Origin of the sequence: Nocardia arthritidis, assembly GCF_011801145.1 — a bacterium.
Taxonomy (GTDB): Bacteria; Actinomycetota; Actinomycetes; order Mycobacteriales; family Mycobacteriaceae; genus Nocardia; species Nocardia arthritidis_A.
The window spans coordinates 2191220-2211302 of record NZ_CP046172.1; the positions used below are offsets into that span (position 1 = coordinate 2191220).

Here is a 20083-nt window from a genome sequence, read left to right on the forward strand (position 1 = left end):
TGATGCGGCGAGTTCTGATGCTCTTGATCGTCACAGCGCTGTCCGCGCTGACACTGGTCGGCGCGGGCGCAGCCGGGGCGGACCCCGAGCCTGGCCAGGTCGCCCCGTCGGGGTCACTGCCGAACGGATTCCCCGCGGACCTGCGCAAGTTCATCGGCAACACCCTCGAATTCAAAGCGGCGTGGTTCGCGGGGACGTGCAAGGACCGCGGCGGTGACATCGGCGCCTACATCAACGCCGCGATGGCCAACGAGGACCGCCTCATCTACTGGTCGATGACCGAAGAACAGAAGAAGAGCCTGCTCTACGTCGGCGCGGGCAGGGTGCTTGGTCCCGGCCAGATGGACCCTCGGCTGGCAGCCGACGTCGAGGCAGGGCGAGAACCGCCGAAAGAGTTGCTGCCCAGGGTATTCCCGTCAGGCGACCCGGCTTACGCGTTGCCGCAGCCGGCGTGTGCGGACGACCTGAAGCGATGGGCGAATCCCCAATGGAATACATGGGGTTTCGCCTGGTCGGCTACACCGGACAAACAATCCCTGACCGAAATGCGCAAGACGAGCGGCGCGGACACGGTGCCCGACGAGGCATGGACCGCGCCATGCAGCAGCGGTCTGCCCGGAAACTACTGCACCCACGCGTTTTTCGTGAACTGCGAGCAGGCCGATGCACCGAGCGGAGACCAGCGCAACTGTGTCGCGTGGAACACGCCCGTGGCGCGTCTGTTCGCCGGTACCGCGAACTGGATTGACCAGAACAAATCGCTATCCGACCGGATCGACGACACATTGCGCGACACGGGCGTGTACGCGGCCGGCAATGCGATTGTCAGCGCGTTCAGCTGGGTGTTCGGCACCGCGATTCCGACCGCGATCAAATTCGTCGCCGACCCGCAGTCCGTAATCGACGACTGGGCCAACGCCACCAAAGCCTCAGCCGTCGACCTGAGCAGCAAGATTCTACACGGCCTCGTCGCCGTGGGCGCCTTCGACCCCTCCCAGGGATGGTTTCTACGCTGGTACGCGCTGTCCACCGCTATCGGCATCGCCGTCATGGGCCTGATGACCCTGCTCGCGTTGTGGCGAGCGGCATCCAAAGGCGAAACCGCGAAAACCATCGCCGCCGACCTGTTCGGATACCTCCCGGCAGGCGTCCTGCTCATGCTGTTCGCACCGTTCCTCGCGCAGCTGATCGTCGGCGCAGCAAACGCCATGTCCGAGAGCATCGTCCACATCTCCGGCCCGGACATGGGCGAAATGGTGAGCAACCTGGAACACTTCAGCGGCCAACTCACCGCGCCCGCGCTGCCCGGCGGTGTCGTCGTCGGACTCATCCTGTTCCTACTGCTCATCGCGGGTTCACTCGCCGTGTTCTTCGGCCTGTTGATGCACGCTGTCGCATTGCCAGCCTTGGCGATCGCGTCCGGCATCGGGTTCGGCATGTGGGTCCACCCGAAATGGCGGACCAAGGCCCTACGTCCAGTGCTGCTGTTCATCGGCCTGGTCGTCTCCAAACCTCTGCTGTTCCTACTGCTTGCGCTCGAGACATCCGTGGTCAATGCGGCCCTGACGGGGCAACCGGCCGGGCAAGGGAACCTCGGCACCCTCGGGCAACTGTGCCTGGTCGTGGTCGCCTTCATCGTCGTCGGTCTCGCACCGTGGTCACTGCTGCGGTACGCGCCGCTGCTGCCTTCACGCAGCGACGCCAACGGATTCGGCGGTCACTCCAGCTCCCTGCTCGCCGGCGCCGTGGGCGGACTCGGCGCGCACGCCCTGTCACGACGGTCCCGCCACGACTCCTCGATGTCGGACACCGAGACATCGAAGGGACAGAAGGACCGGCAAGGCGGTACTGACGGCGGCGATCCGAGTTGGCGGACCGCCGACCGGGACGACGGCCGCAGCCCGACCGAAGCCCATCTGGGCGCCACGATGGGCAGCCGCCGAAACGACGCGAGCTCCACCTCGCAAGCCGGACATAGTGACCGCAGCAGCGGGGGGATCGGCAGGAAGCTGGCGTCCGGCCTTGGCAGCGGTCTCGGCAAGGGCGCGGCGATCGTCGGTGCCGCAGGCGCGGTGGCCATTCCCGTCGCGGTGGCCGGAGCCGCGGCGGCCCTGGAGAAGGGCCGTGCCGCCGCCGAAGCCGCACCCGGGGAGGCCGAGGAATGACCGACCAGCAGCGCACCTACATGCTCGGCGGCGAGATCGCCCGCCGCTCCTGGCTCGGCCTGTCACAGCCCGTGCTGGCCACCTGGGGATGCTCGATCCTCGCCGCGATCGCGCTGTATGTGATCGGTGGCGGAGCGACCTGGTCGATCATCGTCATCGCTGTCGGGCTGTCCTCGGTGTTCGCCGCGACTATGGAATTCGGCGCCAAACGATCCTTGGCATCGCGGTGGCTGCACGCGCTGCGGACCTGGACGCGTCGCCGCCGCGGCGAACACGTCTACCGCAACCCCGCCGACCCCGCCTACGGCCGCCCCGGGCTCGACCCCGGCTGGACGGAGCCGCCGCCGTTGGCGAACACCAATCCGCTGGACGTGGCCGGAACCGGCCTGGACGAGATGTTCATCCTGCGCACCGCGAACCCGGGAGAGCGGACCTTCTTCACCGTGATGCTGGCTGTGGAAGGTGTGGCAGGTGGACTGCGCGGCGACGCCGCCTACGCCGCGACCTCGGCGGCGTTCGGTAGCCTGCAGGCACAGCTGGCCCGACCGGGCAGCTTCATCCGCGGGATGCAACTGGTCCACCGGTCGGTGCCACTGGACATGGCTCCCCACCAACGGTGGGCGGAAGAGCAGGTCGGCAGGCTCGGCGACCGACGGTTGCTGCCCGCGGTCGAGTCCTACGGTGCCTTGATCGACGTGCTCGCCCCGCTCGCCGAAGAGCATCGGGTCTTCGTCGTGCTGCGTATCCCGCAAACCGACGAGTTCATGGCCGCCACCGCACGGGCGGCGCGGGCGAAGAACGCGCCGATCGAAGGTGGGATCGCCGCGGTAATCCGCGACGAGGTCGAACGCGCCGCACGCCTGCTGGTGCTGTCCGGGATGGGTCGTGTCGAGGTCTACGGACGCAAACGTGCCTGCGCGGTGCTGCGCGGCTGTATCGATCCCGACTACCGGCTGGGCCGGCACGCCGACTCCGAGTGGGACACCTGCTGGCCCAGCTACATCGGCGGAACCGACTGCGTGGCGATCGGCGCTGCGGGCGCCTGGCGCACCCGAGTCGGGTTCATCCCGCCGAGCGCCATCGAACCGGTCCCACTCGGCCCGCTGTGGCTATCACCGTTGTTGACCGGTGTGGACGCCGATCCCGGCGACGACGAAACGCCGCCGATGCCGACCATCCGCACGGTGTCGGTGCGCATCGACTTCGTCCCCTCACACAAGGCCCGCGCCGCCGCCAAAGGCGACTTCACCGCCGACGAAGCCCGAAAACAGAAGGAACGCGCCAAAGGCAAGATCAGCGACGGCTCCGCCGAAGTGCTGGCCTCCGCATCCGACCGCCGCCGCCAGGACTTGATGCCCGGCTCCGGGTACCACGGCGCGGTCTACGCCATCACGGTCGCCGTCACCGGCCGCGACGCCGACGACCTCGACCGCGCCTGCCTGCGCGTCACCGAAGCCGCAACAGAATCCGCGCTCGCCGAAATCCGCTGGTGCTCAGGGGATCACGACGTCGCCCTGTTCTCCACGCTGCCGCTCGGGCGCGGCCTGGCCGAAACGAGGCACACCCGATGACTCGCAGACTCACTCGCAAATGCAACCGCGCCCAGCGCTCCGACAAGACTGGTGGTAAGCCGCGATTCGGCCTAAAACTCCCGTGGCGCGCACGCCGGGGTCGCAGAGCCACATCGGTGGCCCAGCACGCCGAGCAGCCGCGCCGCAGCGTGCCGAGACGACGGCGGCTGCTCGACAGGTACGGCTGGTACGAGCAACGGCCCGAAGGGGCGTGGACCACGACCCGCCAAGCCGAGGCGCTCAATCTGGCCACCAGCCGCCGCTCCTCGCGGCACGAAGGCGTGGTCGCGGGACTCAACATCGTCTCCGGCGAACTCGAGATCCTCGACCCGTTCGCTCTCTACGGCGACGCGATCTCCGGCATCAACGTCTGCGTCATCGGCGATATCGGCCAAGGAAAATCCGCCCTGATCAAAACCGCGTTCGGGCTGCGCCAACTCGTCGCCGACCGGCAAGTCGTCGTCCTGGACAAGAAACCGCAATCCGGGCGCGGCGAGTACACACCGATCGCCCGGACGCTCGGGGCGGCGTCGATCCGATTCCGAGCCGGCGGCGGTGGAGCGTGCGTCAACCTGCTCGATCCTGCGATCAGCACCGGCGGCGAACATGTCGGCGGCCTGTCGGGCATCGTGCCCGCCGGCCAAGAAGCGCTCGTGCTGGCGGTGCTGGCCGACAGCATGGGCCGCGAGCTCGACGAACGAGAGAAATCCGCCGTCGGACTCGCGCTCGAACTCGTCAATGTCGACGCCCGCGACCAAGGCCGCGCCCCCGTAATCCGAGAGTTGGCGATACGACTGCTCGATCCGCACACGGGCGACTTCGACACCGTCGGCGGTCGATGGGCCGGCCGCGGTCTCGAGTGGGGCCTCGAGCCCGGCCTCGCGTTGCTGCGACTGGCCGACCGCGACCTCAAGGGGCTGGTCGACGCGGAAACCAGCCCGGAAATCCGCGACAGCCTCGACACCCACCCTCTGGTCCATTTCGACCTGTCCGCCCTGCCGACCGACGGGCCCGCACTGCGGGTCGTGATGACCGTGATCAACACCTGGCTGGCCAACCGGCTCGCCGCCCGCTCCTCGCGCTTCGCCCAAACCATTCTCGTGGTCGAAGAAGGCTGGCACGTCGCCCAGGGCAGCACCGGCGAGGTGTTCCAGACGAACATGAAACTGTCCCGCGGGCTCGGTCTGTGCACCGTCTCGGCATTCCACCACATCAGCGACCTGCCGACAGACTCACCGGCGCGGGCACTTATGCAGGAAGCCTCGATCGTCGTGCTCATGGGGCAAGGCCGCGAAGACGACGTCCGCGAAACCTGCCGCATGTACCGGCTCCCACCGGGCACCGAGGAAACCCTGATGCGCCTGGGCCGCGGCCAAGCCCTGGTCAAAATCGGACGCCGCGACCCATTCCTGTTGCAGCACATCCGATCCCCGCTGGAGGTCGAACTCACCGACACCGATCGCGCGGTGAAAGGGGTTTCCGCAGCATGACCACCCAACGACCGCTACCCAATCCCATCCGCATGGAACCGGTCCTTCCGGCCGGGGTCGTGCTCGGCCTGCACATCGTCTGCGGCGGGTTCGTCGCCGTGTTCGGCGGCGGGGCCCTTTCTGCGTTGCTGTGTCTGCGCGGCCCTGCCGCTCCTGGCTGGCATGAACTCACCCCTACGCTGGCCCGGCTGACCGAACACTGGAGTGATCCCGCCGCCGCGTGGCCAGCCGACCCGCGACCCGGCCCCGCCTGGCTGACGTGGATCTGCATGATCCTCGTTGCCATCGCCTGGTGCAGCGCAGTGGCGATCGTCGGCGCCGAAATCGACTCCCGCCGCCGTCACCGCCGCCGCCGTGTCGGGCTGGCAACCCGTGGTGACCTGCGCCGGATCGGACTCGACCCGCACACGGCCGCCCGCAAATCCGCCGCCGAGTTCCCCGAACAAGCACGGCGCGAGCCGCGCTGGCATCGACGGAGGTGGCGGCGATGAACCTCCGCAATCGACTCCGTCGACGGCCGGTAGCGCCGGACCGGCTGACCGTCCGGGTCGGGGTCCTGGCTACCGATCCCCGATCATGGGTATGCCTGTCACCTCGCGACGGCGTCATCGTCTACGGCCCCACCGGATCCGGCAAGACCTGGCGGCTGGCGTACCAGCGTGTGTGCGACGCACCCGGATTCGTCGCCGCCACCTCGACCAAAACCGATCTGATGGCGTCGACGTTCCTCGACCGTGCAAGGCAGGGCCGCATCGCGGTGTTCGACCCCGAAGATCTCTCGGGATGGCCCGGGAAAATCCGATGGTCACTGCTGTCCGGCTGCGCGGACCCCGACGTAGCGATCCGCCGCGCCGAAGCGCTCACCAAAGCGATGCCGCTGGAAGGCACCAAGAACGGCGGCTACTTCGAATCCAAAGCCGCCACCCTGCTGCGCTGCTACCTCCACGCCGCCGCCCTCGACGACCGCTCGATTCGCGACGTTCGCGTCTGGGTGCCCAGCCGCACCAATCGCACTGCGGTCGACATCCTCGGCGCCCACCTCCCCGATTGGGCCGCCGAACTCGAACAGATCCTGGGCTCCAGCTCCGAATCCAGCGACGACGTCCTAGCCGCCGCCGCACGCCTGCTCGAACCCCTCGCCTCACCGAAAATGCTCGCTGCGGTGGACGTTCCCGGCGCGGAGTCCTTCGATGTCGAGTCGTTCGTCTTGGACACCGCGCACGCGAACACCCTCTACCTGCTGTCCAAAGGCACGTCACAGAGCATGGCCCCGTTCGTCGCCGCCCTGGCCGCCGAGGTCCACCACGTCGCCGACCGCGCCTCACAGAAACGGCCCGGCAAACGGCTCGACCCGCCCGTGCGGCTGGTCCTCGACGAAGTCAACAACGTCGCGCCCATCCCGGAACTGCCCAGCATCATGACCGACAGCGGCGGCAAAGGCATCACCGTCTGGGCGTTCGCGCACAACCAATCCCAGAACGAACTGCGCTGGGGCCAGATCGGCGGGCGCATGCTCGGCCAATCACCACCGGCCATGCTGCTGCTGCCCGGTCTGCGCGGCGACGAACTCGAAGCCGTCTCCCGGCTACTCGGGCAACGCAAACAATGGGAAGCCAGCCTGTCACGGACCATGGGCCGCAGCTATCAGCAACGCGACGAACCGGTCCTGCGCGCCGACGAAATCCGCGAACTCGACCAAGACCAAGGGCTGCTCATCTATCGCCACGCACCCGCCGCTGTACTGCGACTACCGAGCGTATGGGACGCCACCCACACCCAACGGCAGGTCCGGGTGGCGCTGGAGACCTTCGAAACCATCGTCGCCACAGGCGAAGTCCCACCACACCTGCGGCACGACGCATCGGAAGCGGGGCGGGAATGACCATCGAGCCGTACACACCCCAGGACACGACGCTCGACCGCCCCCACCGAAGCACCGGCCGCGACGGCGCCTGCCGATTCAGCTGGGTCGACCTCGGCACCGACACCGCCGCTCAGCTGTGGCGTGAACTCGCCGACTGGGTCGACTGGCTGCGCCATCGTTACCAACTCGGCAGCCGCATCCCCACCTGCTGGTACCGGCACGGCAGCGCCGTGGAAACGCTCACCGCGCTCATGGCCGCACACCACGCCGCCTACCTACCCGGACCCGACCAATACGACACGCCCCGAGAAGACCTCATCGCCTGGCACCAGCAATGGCTCTGGCCAGCCATCGACCAACTCACCCGCATCAGCGACTTCTCCAGCTGCGGGCCGGGACGCTGCGGCTATCGCACCCATCCCCAACCCACGCATCCCGGATTCGACGACTTCGTCGACAGCGACCTCGTCGACCGACCCCAACCCGCGCACGATCCTGCCGTGGCGGAGGAGATCACCGGACCGGAACTCCTCGGCGACGAGGACATGGCCGAACTCATCGCAACCCAATCCGCGCAAGCGATCCAAGCAGCCGGACGCACCGTCGCTGTCCGCTACGACGGCCGCGTCTGGGTGTACTCACGCATCGCCGGCGGCTGGATCCCCGAACGCAGCAGCAGGCGCGGGCCATGACCATCAACCGACCACACCCCGACTATCGCGAAAGGCGTTGACAGCCAATGTATGTCATCAACGGACAGGTCCTCGACGGTGGCCCGGGCAACGCCCAAGCGGTACTTGCTACAGCACACGCGACCGGGACCCGGCCACGCTGCACGTGCCAAGACGGCGACGGTGCCGACATGTACATCGCCAAGGTCAGTGGCCGATACCTGATCAAGCGAATGCCCGGCACCGGATCAACCCACGACCCGATGTGTACCTCCTACGCACCGCCACCCGAAGTCTCCGGACTGGCGCACCTACTGGGAAAGGCAGTGAAGGAGCAACCGGAAGGCACCCGGATCACCCTCGGATTCCCTCTTACCCACCACGGACGCAGCGCCGCGACCACAGCTGCGGCGACCGAGGTCGATGACAGCGGCGGCGATCCGACCAAGCTGACCCTGCGCGGTCTGCTGCACCTGCTGTGGGACGACGCCGGATTCACCCGGTGGACACCAGGCATGCTCGGCAAACGCAACTGGGCCACCATCCGCAAGTATCTACTCTGCGCCGCAGAAGACAAGACGACCAACCGGACCCCGCTGGTCGATCGGCTCTGGATACCCGAAACGTTCAACTCCGAGCGCAAGGCCGAGATCATCGCCCGGCGCACGGGCACCCTGTCCCACATCACCGGCGACCGATCGCACCGTCGGCTCATGATCGCCGTCGGCGAGATCAAACGCATCACGCCGACCACGACCGGCGCCGCACTGCTGTTCAAGCATGTACCCGACCTTCCGCTACACATCGCGAACGAGACGTACACGCGGATGGTCGCGACGTTCCACACCGAACTGTCGCTGCGAGCCGGCAACCCCGAAACGCATCTGATCGGAATCCTCACCTTCGGTGAATCCGGCACGGGCACAACCGATGTCGAACAGATCGCGGTCATGACCGTGACCCAGCACTGGATCCCCGTCAGCACACCCACCGAAAAGCACCTCGTCGACAGGCTCACCGACGATCAACGACGGTTCGTGAAATCGCTTCGCTACAACCAGGGCCCGGACATCCCCATGGCAGCGCTCACCCTCATCGATACCTCCCCGGTCACGGCGTGCTACATCATCGGCCCCGAGGACAGCGGCCTGCTGCGCAGCGGCATCGACGCGCTCATCTCGACATCGCAGCTGGATTCATGGATCTTCGACGCCGCCAATGAAACGCCCCCACCAGCGGTGGCACCGCGTGACCGTCGATCTCACGACGAACCCGACCAGCCCACCCTCGACGTCGAACTCCCAGACCCGCCTGAAGGGAATCACGGCGATGAGTGAGTTCGAATTCTGGCGCGACGTCATCGGCGACGACCCGGTGGTCGACGGCGTGGTCTACTCCGCGACCGAATGGGAGAGCGACGGCGAAGGCGGCGTCCAACGGATCGCCGACCGGGTTCGTCGGGAACTCGGCGAGCGATTCGACCCGGAGGTGCGGGCGCACGCGGACCTGACCGATCTGCTCGACTCGCCGTTCTCCGTTACCTTCGCCGCATCGGCGTCCGCCGCCGACAACCGAGTCATTCAGATCGCCTTCTACCACGTATGGACCGCATTCGAGCTGGAAGCGCAAGCGGGCCGACTACCCGAAATCGGCTCGAGCGCAATTGGTCCGTACGACCCGGCAGACCTACGGGTCGCTGGCGAATATCGAATCGAGAGCGAATCGCTGGACCGGCTGCTGCAGTACCTGGCCACCGAACCGGTACTCCAGGACCACAGTTCCCCGACCGACCAGACGACCGAACGACCGCCCATCGTCGTGCCGGAGAAGGAACGAACGGTCCTGCAACAACATCAGAGCCGGATCGACACCCTTCGTGACGCAGTACGCAGCGCCCGCAGTCCCGCAACGCTCGCGGCGGCACGGGAACAGGTCGTCGCAGAACTGCGGCGCCACGAGGCATCAGCACCCGGCCTGCACGGCGGCGCGTCCGATGTCGACACTGCCGTCTACGACATCACCCGCGACGAGTACCGGACCTTGGTCGCGTCGCTGGACGACCGCATCCAGCGGCGATCCAGCGCGCAAGCCGAGCCGACAACTCAGATGGGCGCGCAGAGAGCACGCCCCGCCGCAGTGGGCGAGCAGAACAGGGCACTCGTCCTCGCCACGAAGGAGCGTGCGCTCCGCGAAGACGAAATCATCGCTCTGCCTGATGATCTCGCAGACGCGGCCGAGGTTGTTAATCCGGGTGTCGCGAACCTTGGTGCAGCAGTGAGAACTCAGCCGACCGATGCGACGGTCCGCGATCACCGCAGTCGGATACGGGCACGCTTCGATCCGCAGTACGAGGCGTATTCCGAGCTCGAGAAGGTGCGCGGCCAGGGAGTGAGCGTCGTATTCGCCGCCGCGACCGACGCCCAGCCGCACCGCGTCGTCCAGATCACCTTCACCAAGCATCATGAGTTCGCTGCCCGAGAACTGGTCGCAGATCCCGAGTGGGTGCCCTCGCCATCGGCACCCACATCCATGTATCTCGACGGCGTTGCTTTGCGTCCGATCGGCGACTACCGCTTGGACGACGCGGAACGTCTGGGTGCGGTGGTGGACCAACTCAGGAGGGGGCCAACGCTCAACGGCGAGCAACCATCCCGCAGCGCGCCGGTCGTGGTTCCGGCGGCGCACGAAGCAATCCTTCTCGGGTTCTTGACCGATCTCGACAACCACCTCGGCCGAGTTCAGGCAAAGGGCACATTGGACGCACTACTTGCTGCTCATCAGGCCGTGAGTAGCGAAATGGGCGTCATGCGACTTGAGGATATGCACCCGGAGATCTACTGGGAGTGCGAGGTATTACAGGCCGAGCTCGACGAAAGGATCGGGCGGGTCCTGAACGGTCTCGAGCCTCTCGATGAAAAGGCAACGGGATACATCGATTCCGACCCATGGCGCGCCTACCCGGATTCACCGACCGCCGGTCTCATAGACTCCGCCGACACCAGGTCGGCGCAGATCGCCGATCGGATAGAGATTGCCGTTCGACAGCGGTTCGACCCGACATACCCGCAGTGGAAAGCACTCCACGACGCCGAAACCCGCGGGGCCTATGTCGAATTCGCCGCGCCGGCGGCCGGTAATCCCGGACGACGCGTCTCGATCACCTACAACAGCGGTGCCGGGCAGTGGCAAGCCCGCGAATACCGGCGCGAACACAACGAGCACATCAACCTGACAGAGTACGTCGGTGAATACCGGGTTGACTCCGGAGTGCACCCGTGGCTTGGCGAATTCCTCGACGGTCTGGAAACCAGGCCCGTCCTGATCGACGCCCGGACAGGAGAAGCGATTCCGCGTCCGGCGGTCCACCCTCCCGACGAGGCACAAGCACAGCTGTGGAAATACGCGACCGACGTCGCCGACCTCGCGACCGGGCTAGACAGAGCACGCGAAACAACAAGTTACCGCGCCGCTTACAAGGAGCTGGTCGACTCGATCACCGAGCCAGGACACAGCGCAGAGTGGAGCCACGCCGCCGCACAGCTGCTGTATGAATTCGGCGGCCGGATCGCGATTTCCGACGCCTTCCGCGAATCGTCCGATTGCGCAACCGACGTTATCGGCGACCGAGTGAGGCCACCCGAACCGACCAATCGCGGGGGCCGACTCTCCGACGGCTCCCGTAATGGGGCACGAGGTGGTGACCACACGCAAGGCGGCCCAGCAGAGCGCGCCGAAGCAACGAGTCCTGACTCCACCAAATCGTGGGCGCAGCGCATACGCAGGGGCCGGTCGAAACCCCCGGCGCACCGGCACCGCCGCATCTGAACTCCGCATAACCCGCAGCGAAGGAGGCTTCGCGATGACAACACCATTCACATCCCGGATCGGCGCGCACTGCGCCGTCGAGCGGCAGGGGCACGGACCATGGCCGAGCCGCTGATCGACCGGGACATCGAAGCCATCTCCGCGGTCGCCGCCCTGGTGAACTCCGGTGACCTGCGCCGCGCCAAACAGCAGGTACGCGAACTCGCCAAGACGATCGACCGTGAGCGGCTCGGCATGATCTGGCAGTGCGTCTCGATCTGGGAGCGCCACCCCTACGAGGAGGCCAAAGCCGAGATGAGACAGCTCTGGCACAACAACCCGGCACAGCGCGCGCTCATCGAAAAACTAGTGCCACCAACCGATCCCCACCTCCACGAGGCACCAGGCAACCCGCTTCCCGCACGACCAGCCGGAGGACGCAGCGTGCGAGCCAGTGCCACGAACTCCAACGGCAGCGACTTCTACCGACCACCCCGCGACACCCGCCGTCGCGTAGACCCGACGCTGCGGACCCGCCCGACCCGGCCGTCCAATCGCGAGGAACCCGGGGTCGTCGACGCGTACTTCGGCGACACCGCCGCCGACCAGCACACCCGGGCCGCCGCATTACGTCACCGCAAGCGCGCGGGCGAGGACACGATCGACGACACCGAGCTGGTGAACGAGGTGCCGGATGGGCGGGCAGGTGTCGACGGCGACAAACCGTACGCCCGCGACAGTCGAAAACCCTTCGCGTCGCTGGATATTCAGTATGACAACGACTACGACGACGACCGCTACAAGGAGGTTGAGGACTACTACCGAGACCAGGACAAGGAAGACGCTGCCCCCACGCTGCGTGGGCTGCCGTGCGTGGGCTGCCGCCTCGAACGCGCGGCACTCGATGCCAGCACCTCGCCCTACGGGCTGCCGTACAACGAACGCATCCGATCCGGACGAGGCGACGATGGGCTGTGCAACCCATGCCGGATCGACGGCGTGACGGGAATCAGGGAACTTCCACTGGGACACAGCAGGATCGACGCCATCAACGCCCGATGCGAATTCATCGCCGAACACAGCGGCCCGGCCGCGCGCAGCGTCCTTCGGCAGGAATGGCGCCTGTGCAGGGATATGGGTCACGTCGGATACCGCGCCATCGAAACCTGGGTCCGCGACCACCCCGAACTGCCGCAGTCGCCGGAACAGCCGACACCGCGCCGCTCGATCACGGGCTTCGAGCCGGTGCCGATGAGCAACGGATGGTGCGAGGGCTGCAGCGAGTTCCGCCAAGTGACCGACGGACAGTGCGTCGACTGCCGTCCCGCCTCGACTGCTCCACCCAGCAGGCTGCTCAAAGCAGGTGACGTGCGCAACCGAAGCGAGCGCATCGTGCGCACACAACAGCCCGGCGCGGCCGTCACGGCAGACCAACGGCGCCAACGACTCTGGCGAACCCAATCCGCGGCCCGGCAGAGCGGCCAGCGCCGCCACCTGTAAATCGTATCCGACTCACCCATCGAGGACCATCATGACCACGAGAGAAGCTCGGCGAGGCACCTCCTACCTGGCCGCATTCGCAATCCTCGCCGACCCTGCCCGGCCGCACGAAACACCCAAACCCAGCAGTGCCGAGTTCGACACGCTGTACGAGGCGCTGACGTGGCTGCACGACCGCGCGCACGACGACACGTCGGCGTCCGGACCAACCCTGGCCGCGGCAGCCGTGTACGCGCGATCTGCCGGCCGACAAAAATTCGCCCCGATACGCCGATTCGGTGTCGGCACCGGCTCCGTGATCGCCGACATAATCCGGACGATGGTCACGACAACTCGGGCCGCTCAACAGCCGAAAGGGCGGATGAGGTCGACCGCTGGCGATCCCGCCACCGAGGCCGCTCAAGCGCTGGACCACGCCCTCGCAGGCGGAATCAGCATCCAGTTCACCGATCCAGCTGAACCCAGCCGAATCCTCACCGTCGGCCTGATCGATCGGGAATGGACGACCGTCGAGCACCGGCAAGACCATCCGCGCGGCAGTGAACTCCGTGAAATCGGCCGCGTCGGCGTCCCGCACTACGCGCGAGTCACCGACATGCTCGGCGACCTTGCCATCGGCGCGCCCTACCTCGGCACCGCGCGCGTCGGACAGCACCTGCCCGCAGTGACCGTGCCGGCCGACATCGTCGAAGACCTCTGCGCGTTCCAAGCCCGCCTCGATGCGCTAGCGGCGAGGGCACGGATATGCGCGTGCGACCACCCGGAGATCCTGGCGGCCAGGGCACTCGGCGGCGCCGTCGTAGCAGCGGAACCCGAAACCGCTGCGATCAGCACCCGCCTCGACGACGCGGCGCGCGGTCGACGCAAGACGCACGGACGGCGCCACACGGCTGGGGCGCGAGTACGACGAAAGGCACGGTTATGAGCGGCAGGCGACCTACTTCGCCGCCCGATGATGCCCTCACGCAATAACTCTGACTTCACGCGCAATGGCGTGTGAACACCAGCAAGGAGGTCGCGATTACCATCAAGAAGACCGTGCAAGCACTACTGGACTTCTCTTATGTCCCAGAGGGCAGCACCATGCCGCTGATGCGGATCGATGAAGTCGAGATCACTGTTGCCCCCATCGGAACGGAATGCTCGCACAGAGAAACTATTTGCCCCGACTGCGCCGAACAATGGCAGGCCGGGCTCGTGCTCACCGAGCGTCTCCCGTGGGAACTCACAAAATAGACCAGACCACGAAAGAAATGACACACCAACCGATTATCGCGCTTATTCATCGTTGGGGTGCAACAGTTCTGGCGTTCCAGGCGTTTACCGTGATGATCCACCGACGTGACTCATGTCCTCCGATTCGGCGTTTCCGGATCGGAGGCAGTACAGCCTGCACGCGAAGTAGGTGATCACCGTGACCATCTTCAATTGAGCCGCGACCATTCCAACGTCGGCGGAGATCCGCAGCCTTTCGCGGTCCGATCCATGAGGGGCGATGGCCGCGAATTCCATCGACCAGAGTCCGCCATGCGCGACTCCGCTTTGCATGTTCCACATTCCGCGCAGGATTGAGCCTGCGCCTGGGTTTGCGCCGATAGCAGAGTCATGGCCGTTCACGAGCCGGTCGACTTCGGTGATTGTCTCCGCTGACCTGCAGGCACCCAGGTGGCGTTGCGGTTTGCCGCATTGCTGCGGGCATTCAAGATCATGGATTTGACTGACAGAGTGATCCATCGAGGCCAGCTCGGTATTGAACCACTACTTCCACGTAGTCGGCCGCGCGAAACCCTCGGTTTGGCCACCGAACCGGGGGAGGACGCACCCGCAGCCGCCCCTGCTCGCGTTTCCACCGACGTCACTGACTCCAGTGATAGCCAACTGGATCGGCAAAGATCCAGCTTGGATCGACTGGCAGCGTCAAGGCGATACCGAACTGATCCATCACGACGACTGGGCTGCTCTGTGTCGGACTACAGTCATGCTCGAAGCGGGACTGCCGGAACAGTGAAGCCGTTACTTCGGCCCGAATTCGAGCTCACACTGACTCCGGCTGGCAGCCGGTCACAACCGCTTCGCGCCGATACCCAGGCGAGGTCGGCAGCCGCCTGCACATCATCCGAATTACCAAGACCGACTACTGATTGAGGTGCCCTGCGGATCCGGGCAGCGGCCTGAAGGGCTATTTTATGCTGCTGTCCGTCGATTGGGTCTCGGCACAAATCCGAGCGGGATGCACCCAGGTCGGGTCCTGAATACCGTTCCATCGAAGCTCTCCGCAGGATTAAATTAGTAGCGGCACGCTCCTCAACTTGCATGAAAATTTGTCATCTATCAGCTCTCATCGGGGAGAAAAATCATGCTATTCCTGCAAACAGGTCATCTTCGGGTGTCGACGCACCCGTAGAGTTGTATATCCGAATGTGTTCCTCCGTGCGAAAAACTTCAGACCATTCACCTGCGGGTACTTTCGCGGCGGTTGAGTTATGGATCTGACTCCTGTGAGAGTAGAGCGCCGCCCGCTTACGCTCAAGCACCGAGGAGATATCAAGACTGGTTGTTATTTCTCGGTCGATTCTATCTGTGACCTGCAAGCGTTCGATACCCGGCTTCGGCCGGGCGATGCCGTTGCGGGCAAGGGCGCGACGAATACGTTCCCAATATGTTGTTCCGTGTGCGGTATAATAAAACTTCATGGGTATGTTCGTAACTTCGACAGCCATGGTTGTCGCTTGCGAGGCGTGACGGTGGTCTGGGTGACGGGTACTAGTCGGTTCGTGAGTAAGTACGACTTGAGGCCGATACTCTCGCAGGAGCGCAGTAATTTCGGAAGCTACTTCTTCCAGAGGCATGTTGCAGAATGCTATGGCCTTGTTTTTGTAATCCCATTCAACAGTGCCGGAATCGTGGTAGCCAAGTAGTTCAAGGTCGCTGACCAACAAGTGTTCGCAAGCGAGTCGCAGTTCTTCCACGCGGATGGCAGCTACTGCCTGTGTGTCGTGACCAGGACCGGGTTTGATTCCATACGGACGGTCCCCGTACTCGCCGTTGGTGCATGTTACAAGGATGGTGCGAACGCCCCGAGACGCGTAGAATGCTAGCGTTCCACCGAGAGTGGTTGATTCATCATCAGGATGCGCTAAGACTGCCATCAACGTTCTATGAGCCATCGGTTTATGCACCTTCCGATCTTGCGGTATTTGGGCTACGCTGTGGGTCGGGTACGAGAGTTGTAATAGTATCGAAAGGCGCTGTCCGAGACAATGGCCGATGACGATGCTTCTGAATTATCGCCAACATGGCTGGCGGCGATGCTGCGAGAATTGCTGGAGGAGCGATACGGCCGTGGCAGGGTTCCTGGGGTCTTGCGTATATCCAAGGATATAGGTGAAGCAAATCGTGGCGAAACGATATCCCACACTCAACTGCATAATATTTTAACAGGGAAGACGGGGAGTATATCGGAAAATACAAAAGTTATTTTAAGCAAATTCTTCGGTAGGCGGCCGAGCTATTTTTCTCCACCGCAGGATTCTGGAAGATGGAGCGCCGACTCGGTTAATGCCTTGGCGGCTCGGATCGCGAAGCTCGATGCGGCTCAGATCGCCGCAATCAGGCAGGTTATCGATTTGGTCGAAGGAGACGGGATCGGAGAGTAGGGGAGGGCGCTCGCGGGCCGTTGCGTCACTTCTATGCGGAAGTTAACATGAGCAGAAGATGCCTGGATCAGGGAGGGGGCGGGCCGATGATGTCGTCGAGCCGCATCGACGAGATCGTAACGTCATTGATTGATCAACTTCCCTTAGAGCCGCGGCCGGCGAGCGTTCGGGATTTGTGTCGTCGTGTGGCTGAACAAAGAGCCAGGCCGCTATTTGTGCGTTCTGTCAATGTGCCAGCGCTGCCATTCGGTTTATGGTACTGTGACGGGAAGCGTGATTACATCCTTTACCGTGCTGGTTGTTCAGGGTATCACTGCGATCACATTATTCTGCACGAAATATGCCACATGTTCGCCGAGGATAATCTCCGTCCGTCTTCATATACGGACGGAGGCGATGTACTAGAAGTGATCGAGTATGCAGCAACGAATCCTCGGACAGATCTTCAGGAAGAAGTTGCTGAGACCTTTGCGGCAAGAGTGCTAAAACTCCTCGACCACAGTTGGAGTCGGGAGCCGAGCGAGTTCGAGCGACGAGCAGCGGCTATGCTCGGAGCCGTAGATGTTCGCTGAGATCATACGTGAAGTAGTCTTTGCTTTAGTATGGGTCGTACTCATTGTGCGCACCCCGGTTATGATCCGTGATAAGAACCAACATCCTTTGTGGGCGGCTCTAATCGTTATCGCGTGTGGATCCATTTTTATCCAATCATGGTTTGGAACCGCGGTAAACGCAGCCAGCGGCATAGCGGACCTAAATAACTTACTTCAAGGCATGCTGGCCGTCGTTGATGTGTCAGTGATGCTTGAGCTCGTTATTTATATGACAGTTTGGGGTGGTTCGGATAGGACTAAACAGCGTGCATTCCGGATCGCTGTAGTTGGTATTATTTTGGCGGGGATGGCGGTGTCGTTTGCCTTTACGCCGCCTAAAGACCGATTCAAACCACTCAATGGGGTGGAACCGTTTGCGTGGTATGTCATTCTGGTTGGGCTCTATCTTTTCCTAGCTTCAATGGCTGTAACCTGGATAATTTGGCGTCATCTAACTCATGTGCAGGATGGAACAATATACGCTGCACTTGTCATGATCATGCTCGGCAGTGCGGCCGAGATACCATTCATTATGATCCGAACCTTAGACCGTTGGGATCATTTCGCGGTGCCTGGAGCGAAGAGAGCAGCGTTTATCTTGAGCACTTTTCGGTTTATGCTCGTTCCTCTAGGCTGCGTCCTGGTCGTGGTAGGACCGATTGTCAAAAATATCGGGTATATATACCGTCATGCGCGTTTGTACCCCATATGGTATCTTCTGCGCGGCGCTACTCCGAATCTGGTCCTTACCTCGGAGGAGGTTAACCGGTCTTCTATCTCGCTGGTCTCACGAGACCCTTGGGAAGGGTTGCATCGTCGCGTTATCGAGATACGAGATAGTGTCTTCTACTTGCTGGATAGATGGGCGTGGCCGGCGTTGCTAGAGGAAGCTGTTCGGTGCAGTCGAGTCGAACCTGATCCGAAATGGCGGAAAATGGTCGCGACCGCATGCTGGCTGGAAGTGTCCAGGCGTCTCGCCTTATCTGGGCAGGCGGCACTCGACCAACACGTCGACAGAAGTTTGCTCCCTGAAATTGTCGCTACGCGATCGACTCTCCCTGCAGAAACTAAGTACTTGCTCGCTATTCATCGTTGTATGCAATCGCGAGTGGTCAGGGATTTTGCCGATCGGATCGCACCTCCATGACCCGTCATAAAGTATGTTTTTGTGAAAGACTCGAACTGAGTATATCAACTAGTCATAAACCGCCGGTTGACAAGGAGTAGGTCTGCGAGTACGGTTTAGGACCAACGACGGGTTTCCGGCAGCGACGACTCGACCGGAACACGTTTGGAGCCTGTGACCTACAGATCCTTCAATAGTTCGTAGAATTAATCGACTACAAAATGCGGACCTTTGAGCGGTCGGCAGTGCTTATGATGTGTGGCAATCGTCAAAATGACTGTGTCGGCTCGACGACCGCACGGTTGACAGGTCCGTATGGCAAGCCCAGGCGGTCGGCGAAATATAACGACGGCAAGTCAGGCAACCTCGACCTAAGATCCTGGGCGCGGGCTTCACGATGTAGATCCGAGGGGGATCTATGAGTAGCGCTATGAGTGCCGGTTTATCCGACGAGGGCGCCTTTTCCGCAGCGAGTTCAATCCACGAGCTGCCGTTATGCTCGAATATCGTCGACCTTCCGATATCTGATGTGCTGCCCTCGGACTCACCGCCGCGAGCAGCAGGGTTGAACGCGGCTCATGTACGAATGCTCGCCGATTCGGCAACCGCGTTTCCTCCGATTGTCGTCCACCGGGGAACGATGCAGGTCATCGACGGCTGGCATCGGCTGCGTGCGGTGCAGTTGCGTGGTGAAGCGACCATTTCTGCAGTGCTTTTCGATGGAGGTCAGTCCGAAGCTTTCATCCTGGCGGTGAAACTGAATGCGGCACACGGGTTGCCGTTGTCGCTTGCCGATCGCAAGGCTGCTGCGCTCCGTATCCTCTTGCTCTATCCGGACTGGTCAGACAGATCGGTTGCCACGATAGCTGGGATCTCCCGCGGGACGGTCGCAGTGATCCGGAACAGGTCGACTGGCAAATTTGGACAGTCGACCGGTCGGATAGCGCGCAACGGAGTGCTGCACCGGCCCAACGTGCAGCAGGGCCGTCGACGTGCTGCCGAACTCTTCGCTGCCGACCCGAGCGCCTCGACGCGGAAGGTAGCTATGGCAGCGGGTATCTCGGTCACCACGGCCAAGGACGTTCGCAAACAGCTACGGGTCGGCGAGCAGCCCATATCATCTCGCAGGTCTGACAATGGCGCCGCTTCTATGCACGGACCTATGGGCCGGTCTGTCAGGAATGTACCGACGTCTGCCCCACGGAAGATTGACGCCGACGAAACGTTGCAGCGGCTGCGGAGAGACCCTTCGCTCCGATTTACCGAAACAGGGCGGAAGCTGTTGCGCTGGCTGGAGATCCCCTTCGAGCGTGGAGTTGATTGGAGCGCTATCGTCCGCAGCCTTCCGGATCACTGCACCCATGGCATCGCTGAACTTGCGCGACAACGCTCCGAGGAGTGGCGGCAGTTGGCGTACCTACTCGACCAACGATAAAAACTCTTTAGCTGCAGGATTCAATTCTATGCGAGGTCAGTTATACAGGATGCTGGAGGAAATTGTGGCGGTGTAGGAACCAGCATATTATGCATCGTGCAATCAGATAGCCGCCGCGTGTTCGGGGCCAGTCGACGTACTGTGCTATTAGTTGTTTTTGCTCAACGTGATACTTGGGGCATGTAAATCGCAAGATGCGGTGTTTTTG

The 20083-nt window shown here is 63.4% G+C and carries 16 protein-coding genes; 14 read left to right on the plus strand and 2 right to left on the minus strand.

Annotated elements, in window-relative coordinates; all coding sequences use genetic code 11:
* Positions 1-2 precede the first annotated feature (2 nt).
* The 11 genes from F5544_RS09770 to F5544_RS09820 all read left to right on the plus strand — a co-directional run bounded on the left by F5544_RS09770 (position 3) and on the right by F5544_RS09820 (position 14301).
* Positions 3-2165, plus strand: a complete 2163-nt coding sequence (locus tag F5544_RS09770) for a hypothetical protein (RefSeq protein ID WP_167472894.1) — start codon at positions 3-5, stop codon at positions 2163-2165.
* Positions 2162-3736: a hypothetical protein gene (locus tag F5544_RS09775; protein ID WP_167472895.1), complete on the plus strand. Its 1575-nt coding sequence runs from the start codon at positions 2162-2164 to the stop codon at positions 3734-3736. Before F5544_RS09770 ends, F5544_RS09775 begins: the two co-directional genes overlap by 4 nt.
* A 116-nt stretch (positions 3737-3852) precedes the next feature.
* Positions 3853-5226, plus strand: a complete 1374-nt coding sequence (locus F5544_RS09780; RefSeq protein WP_167472896.1) for an ATP/GTP-binding protein — start codon at positions 3853-3855, stop codon at positions 5224-5226.
* Positions 5223-5717, plus strand: a complete 495-nt coding sequence (locus F5544_RS09785) for a hypothetical protein (RefSeq protein ID WP_167472897.1) — start codon at positions 5223-5225, stop codon at positions 5715-5717. Before F5544_RS09780 ends, F5544_RS09785 begins: the two co-directional genes overlap by 4 nt.
* The gene (locus F5544_RS09790) at positions 5714-7108 is read left to right on the plus strand and encodes a type IV secretory system conjugative DNA transfer family protein (RefSeq protein WP_167472898.1); all 1395 of its coding nucleotides are present in this window, start codon (positions 5714-5716) and stop codon (positions 7106-7108) included. The genes F5544_RS09785 and F5544_RS09790 overlap by 4 nt, the downstream gene beginning before the upstream one ends.
* Positions 7105-7782: a hypothetical protein gene (locus tag F5544_RS09795; RefSeq protein WP_167472899.1), complete on the plus strand. Its 678-nt coding sequence runs from the start codon at positions 7105-7107 to the stop codon at positions 7780-7782. Before F5544_RS09790 ends, F5544_RS09795 begins: the two co-directional genes overlap by 4 nt.
* A gap of 47 nt (positions 7783-7829) precedes the next feature.
* Complete coding sequence (locus F5544_RS09800; protein WP_167472900.1) at positions 7830-9098, plus strand: DUF1173 family protein; 1269 nt, start codon at positions 7830-7832, stop codon at positions 9096-9098.
* On the plus strand, positions 9010-11586 hold the full coding sequence (locus tag F5544_RS09805; RefSeq protein ID WP_167472901.1) for a hypothetical protein: 2577 nt from the start codon (positions 9010-9012) through the stop codon (positions 11584-11586). Before F5544_RS09800 ends, F5544_RS09805 begins: the two co-directional genes overlap by 89 nt.
* Before the next feature lie 99 nt (positions 11587-11685).
* On the plus strand, positions 11686-13065 hold the full coding sequence (locus tag F5544_RS09810; RefSeq protein ID WP_167472902.1) for a hypothetical protein: 1380 nt from the start codon (positions 11686-11688) through the stop codon (positions 13063-13065).
* 31 nt (positions 13066-13096) lie between these two features.
* Positions 13097-13990, plus strand: a complete 894-nt coding sequence (locus F5544_RS09815; protein WP_167472903.1) for a hypothetical protein — start codon at positions 13097-13099, stop codon at positions 13988-13990.
* 71 nt (positions 13991-14061) lie between these two features.
* Positions 14062-14301 (plus strand): hypothetical protein, encoded by a 240-nt coding sequence (locus F5544_RS09820; RefSeq protein ID WP_167472904.1) that lies wholly within the window; start codon positions 14062-14064, stop codon positions 14299-14301.
* 84 nt (positions 14302-14385) lie between these two features.
* Here the strand turns inward: F5544_RS09820 and F5544_RS09825 are convergent, their stop codons facing one another.
* Both F5544_RS09825 and F5544_RS09830 read right to left on the minus strand, forming a co-directional pair.
* Positions 14386-14799, minus strand: coding sequence for a hypothetical protein (locus F5544_RS09825; protein WP_167472905.1), 414 nt, complete (start codon positions 14797-14799; stop codon positions 14386-14388).
* A 620-nt stretch (positions 14800-15419) separates the two neighbouring features.
* The gene (locus tag F5544_RS09830; RefSeq protein ID WP_342760429.1) at positions 15420-16232 is read right to left on the minus strand and encodes a PIG-L deacetylase family protein; all 813 of its coding nucleotides are present in this window, start codon (positions 16230-16232) and stop codon (positions 15420-15422) included.
* 93 nt (positions 16233-16325) lie between these two features.
* Here F5544_RS09830 and F5544_RS09835 point away from each other — a divergent pair, with 93 nt between their 5' ends.
* The 3 genes from F5544_RS09835 to F5544_RS09845 all read left to right on the plus strand — a co-directional run bounded on the left by F5544_RS09835 (position 16326) and on the right by F5544_RS09845 (position 19875).
* Positions 16326-16721, plus strand: coding sequence for a hypothetical protein (locus F5544_RS09835; RefSeq protein WP_167472907.1), 396 nt, complete (start codon positions 16326-16328; stop codon positions 16719-16721).
* A gap of 561 nt (positions 16722-17282) precedes the next feature.
* Entirely contained in the window at positions 17283-18461 is a 1179-nt protein-coding gene (locus F5544_RS09840; protein WP_167472908.1) for a DUF6545 domain-containing protein, read from the plus strand.
* 409 nt (positions 18462-18870) lie between these two features.
* The gene (locus tag F5544_RS09845; RefSeq protein WP_167472909.1) at positions 18871-19875 is read left to right on the plus strand and encodes a ParB N-terminal domain-containing protein; all 1005 of its coding nucleotides are present in this window, start codon (positions 18871-18873) and stop codon (positions 19873-19875) included.
* The last annotated feature ends 208 nt before the right edge of the window (positions 19876-20083 follow it).

What these genes read in the sequence shown, in the direction of transcription:
- F5544_RS09785 (WP_167472897.1), top strand. Translation starts at nt 5,223, where the DNA reads ATGACCACCCAACGACCGCTACCCAATCCCATCCGCATGGAACCGGTC.
- F5544_RS09830 (WP_342760429.1), bottom strand. Translation starts at nt 16,232, where the DNA reads ATGGCTCATAGAACGTTGATGGCAGTCTTAGCGCATCCTGATGATGAA.
- F5544_RS09800 (WP_167472900.1), top strand. Translation starts at nt 7,830, where the DNA reads ATGTATGTCATCAACGGACAGGTCCTCGACGGTGGCCCGGGCAACGCC.
- F5544_RS09840 (WP_167472908.1), top strand. Translation starts at nt 17,283, where the DNA reads ATGTTCGCTGAGATCATACGTGAAGTAGTCTTTGCTTTAGTATGGGTC.
- F5544_RS09825 (WP_167472905.1), bottom strand. Translation starts at nt 14,799, where the DNA reads ATGGATCACTCTGTCAGTCAAATCCATGATCTTGAATGCCCGCAGCAA.
- F5544_RS09770 (WP_167472894.1), top strand. Translation starts at nt 3, where the DNA reads ATGCGGCGAGTTCTGATGCTCTTGATCGTCACAGCGCTGTCCGCGCTG.
- F5544_RS09790 (WP_167472898.1), top strand. Translation starts at nt 5,714, where the DNA reads ATGAACCTCCGCAATCGACTCCGTCGACGGCCGGTAGCGCCGGACCGG.
- F5544_RS09795 (WP_167472899.1), top strand. Translation starts at nt 7,105, where the DNA reads ATGACCATCGAGCCGTACACACCCCAGGACACGACGCTCGACCGCCCC.
- F5544_RS09845 (WP_167472909.1), top strand. Translation starts at nt 18,871, where the DNA reads ATGAGTGCCGGTTTATCCGACGAGGGCGCCTTTTCCGCAGCGAGTTCA.
- F5544_RS09810 (WP_167472902.1), top strand. Translation starts at nt 11,686, where the DNA reads ATGGCCGAGCCGCTGATCGACCGGGACATCGAAGCCATCTCCGCGGTC.
- F5544_RS09775 (WP_167472895.1), top strand. Translation starts at nt 2,162, where the DNA reads ATGACCGACCAGCAGCGCACCTACATGCTCGGCGGCGAGATCGCCCGC.
- F5544_RS09815 (WP_167472903.1), top strand. Translation starts at nt 13,097, where the DNA reads ATGACCACGAGAGAAGCTCGGCGAGGCACCTCCTACCTGGCCGCATTC.
- F5544_RS09835 (WP_167472907.1), top strand. Translation starts at nt 16,326, where the DNA reads ATGGCCGATGACGATGCTTCTGAATTATCGCCAACATGGCTGGCGGCG.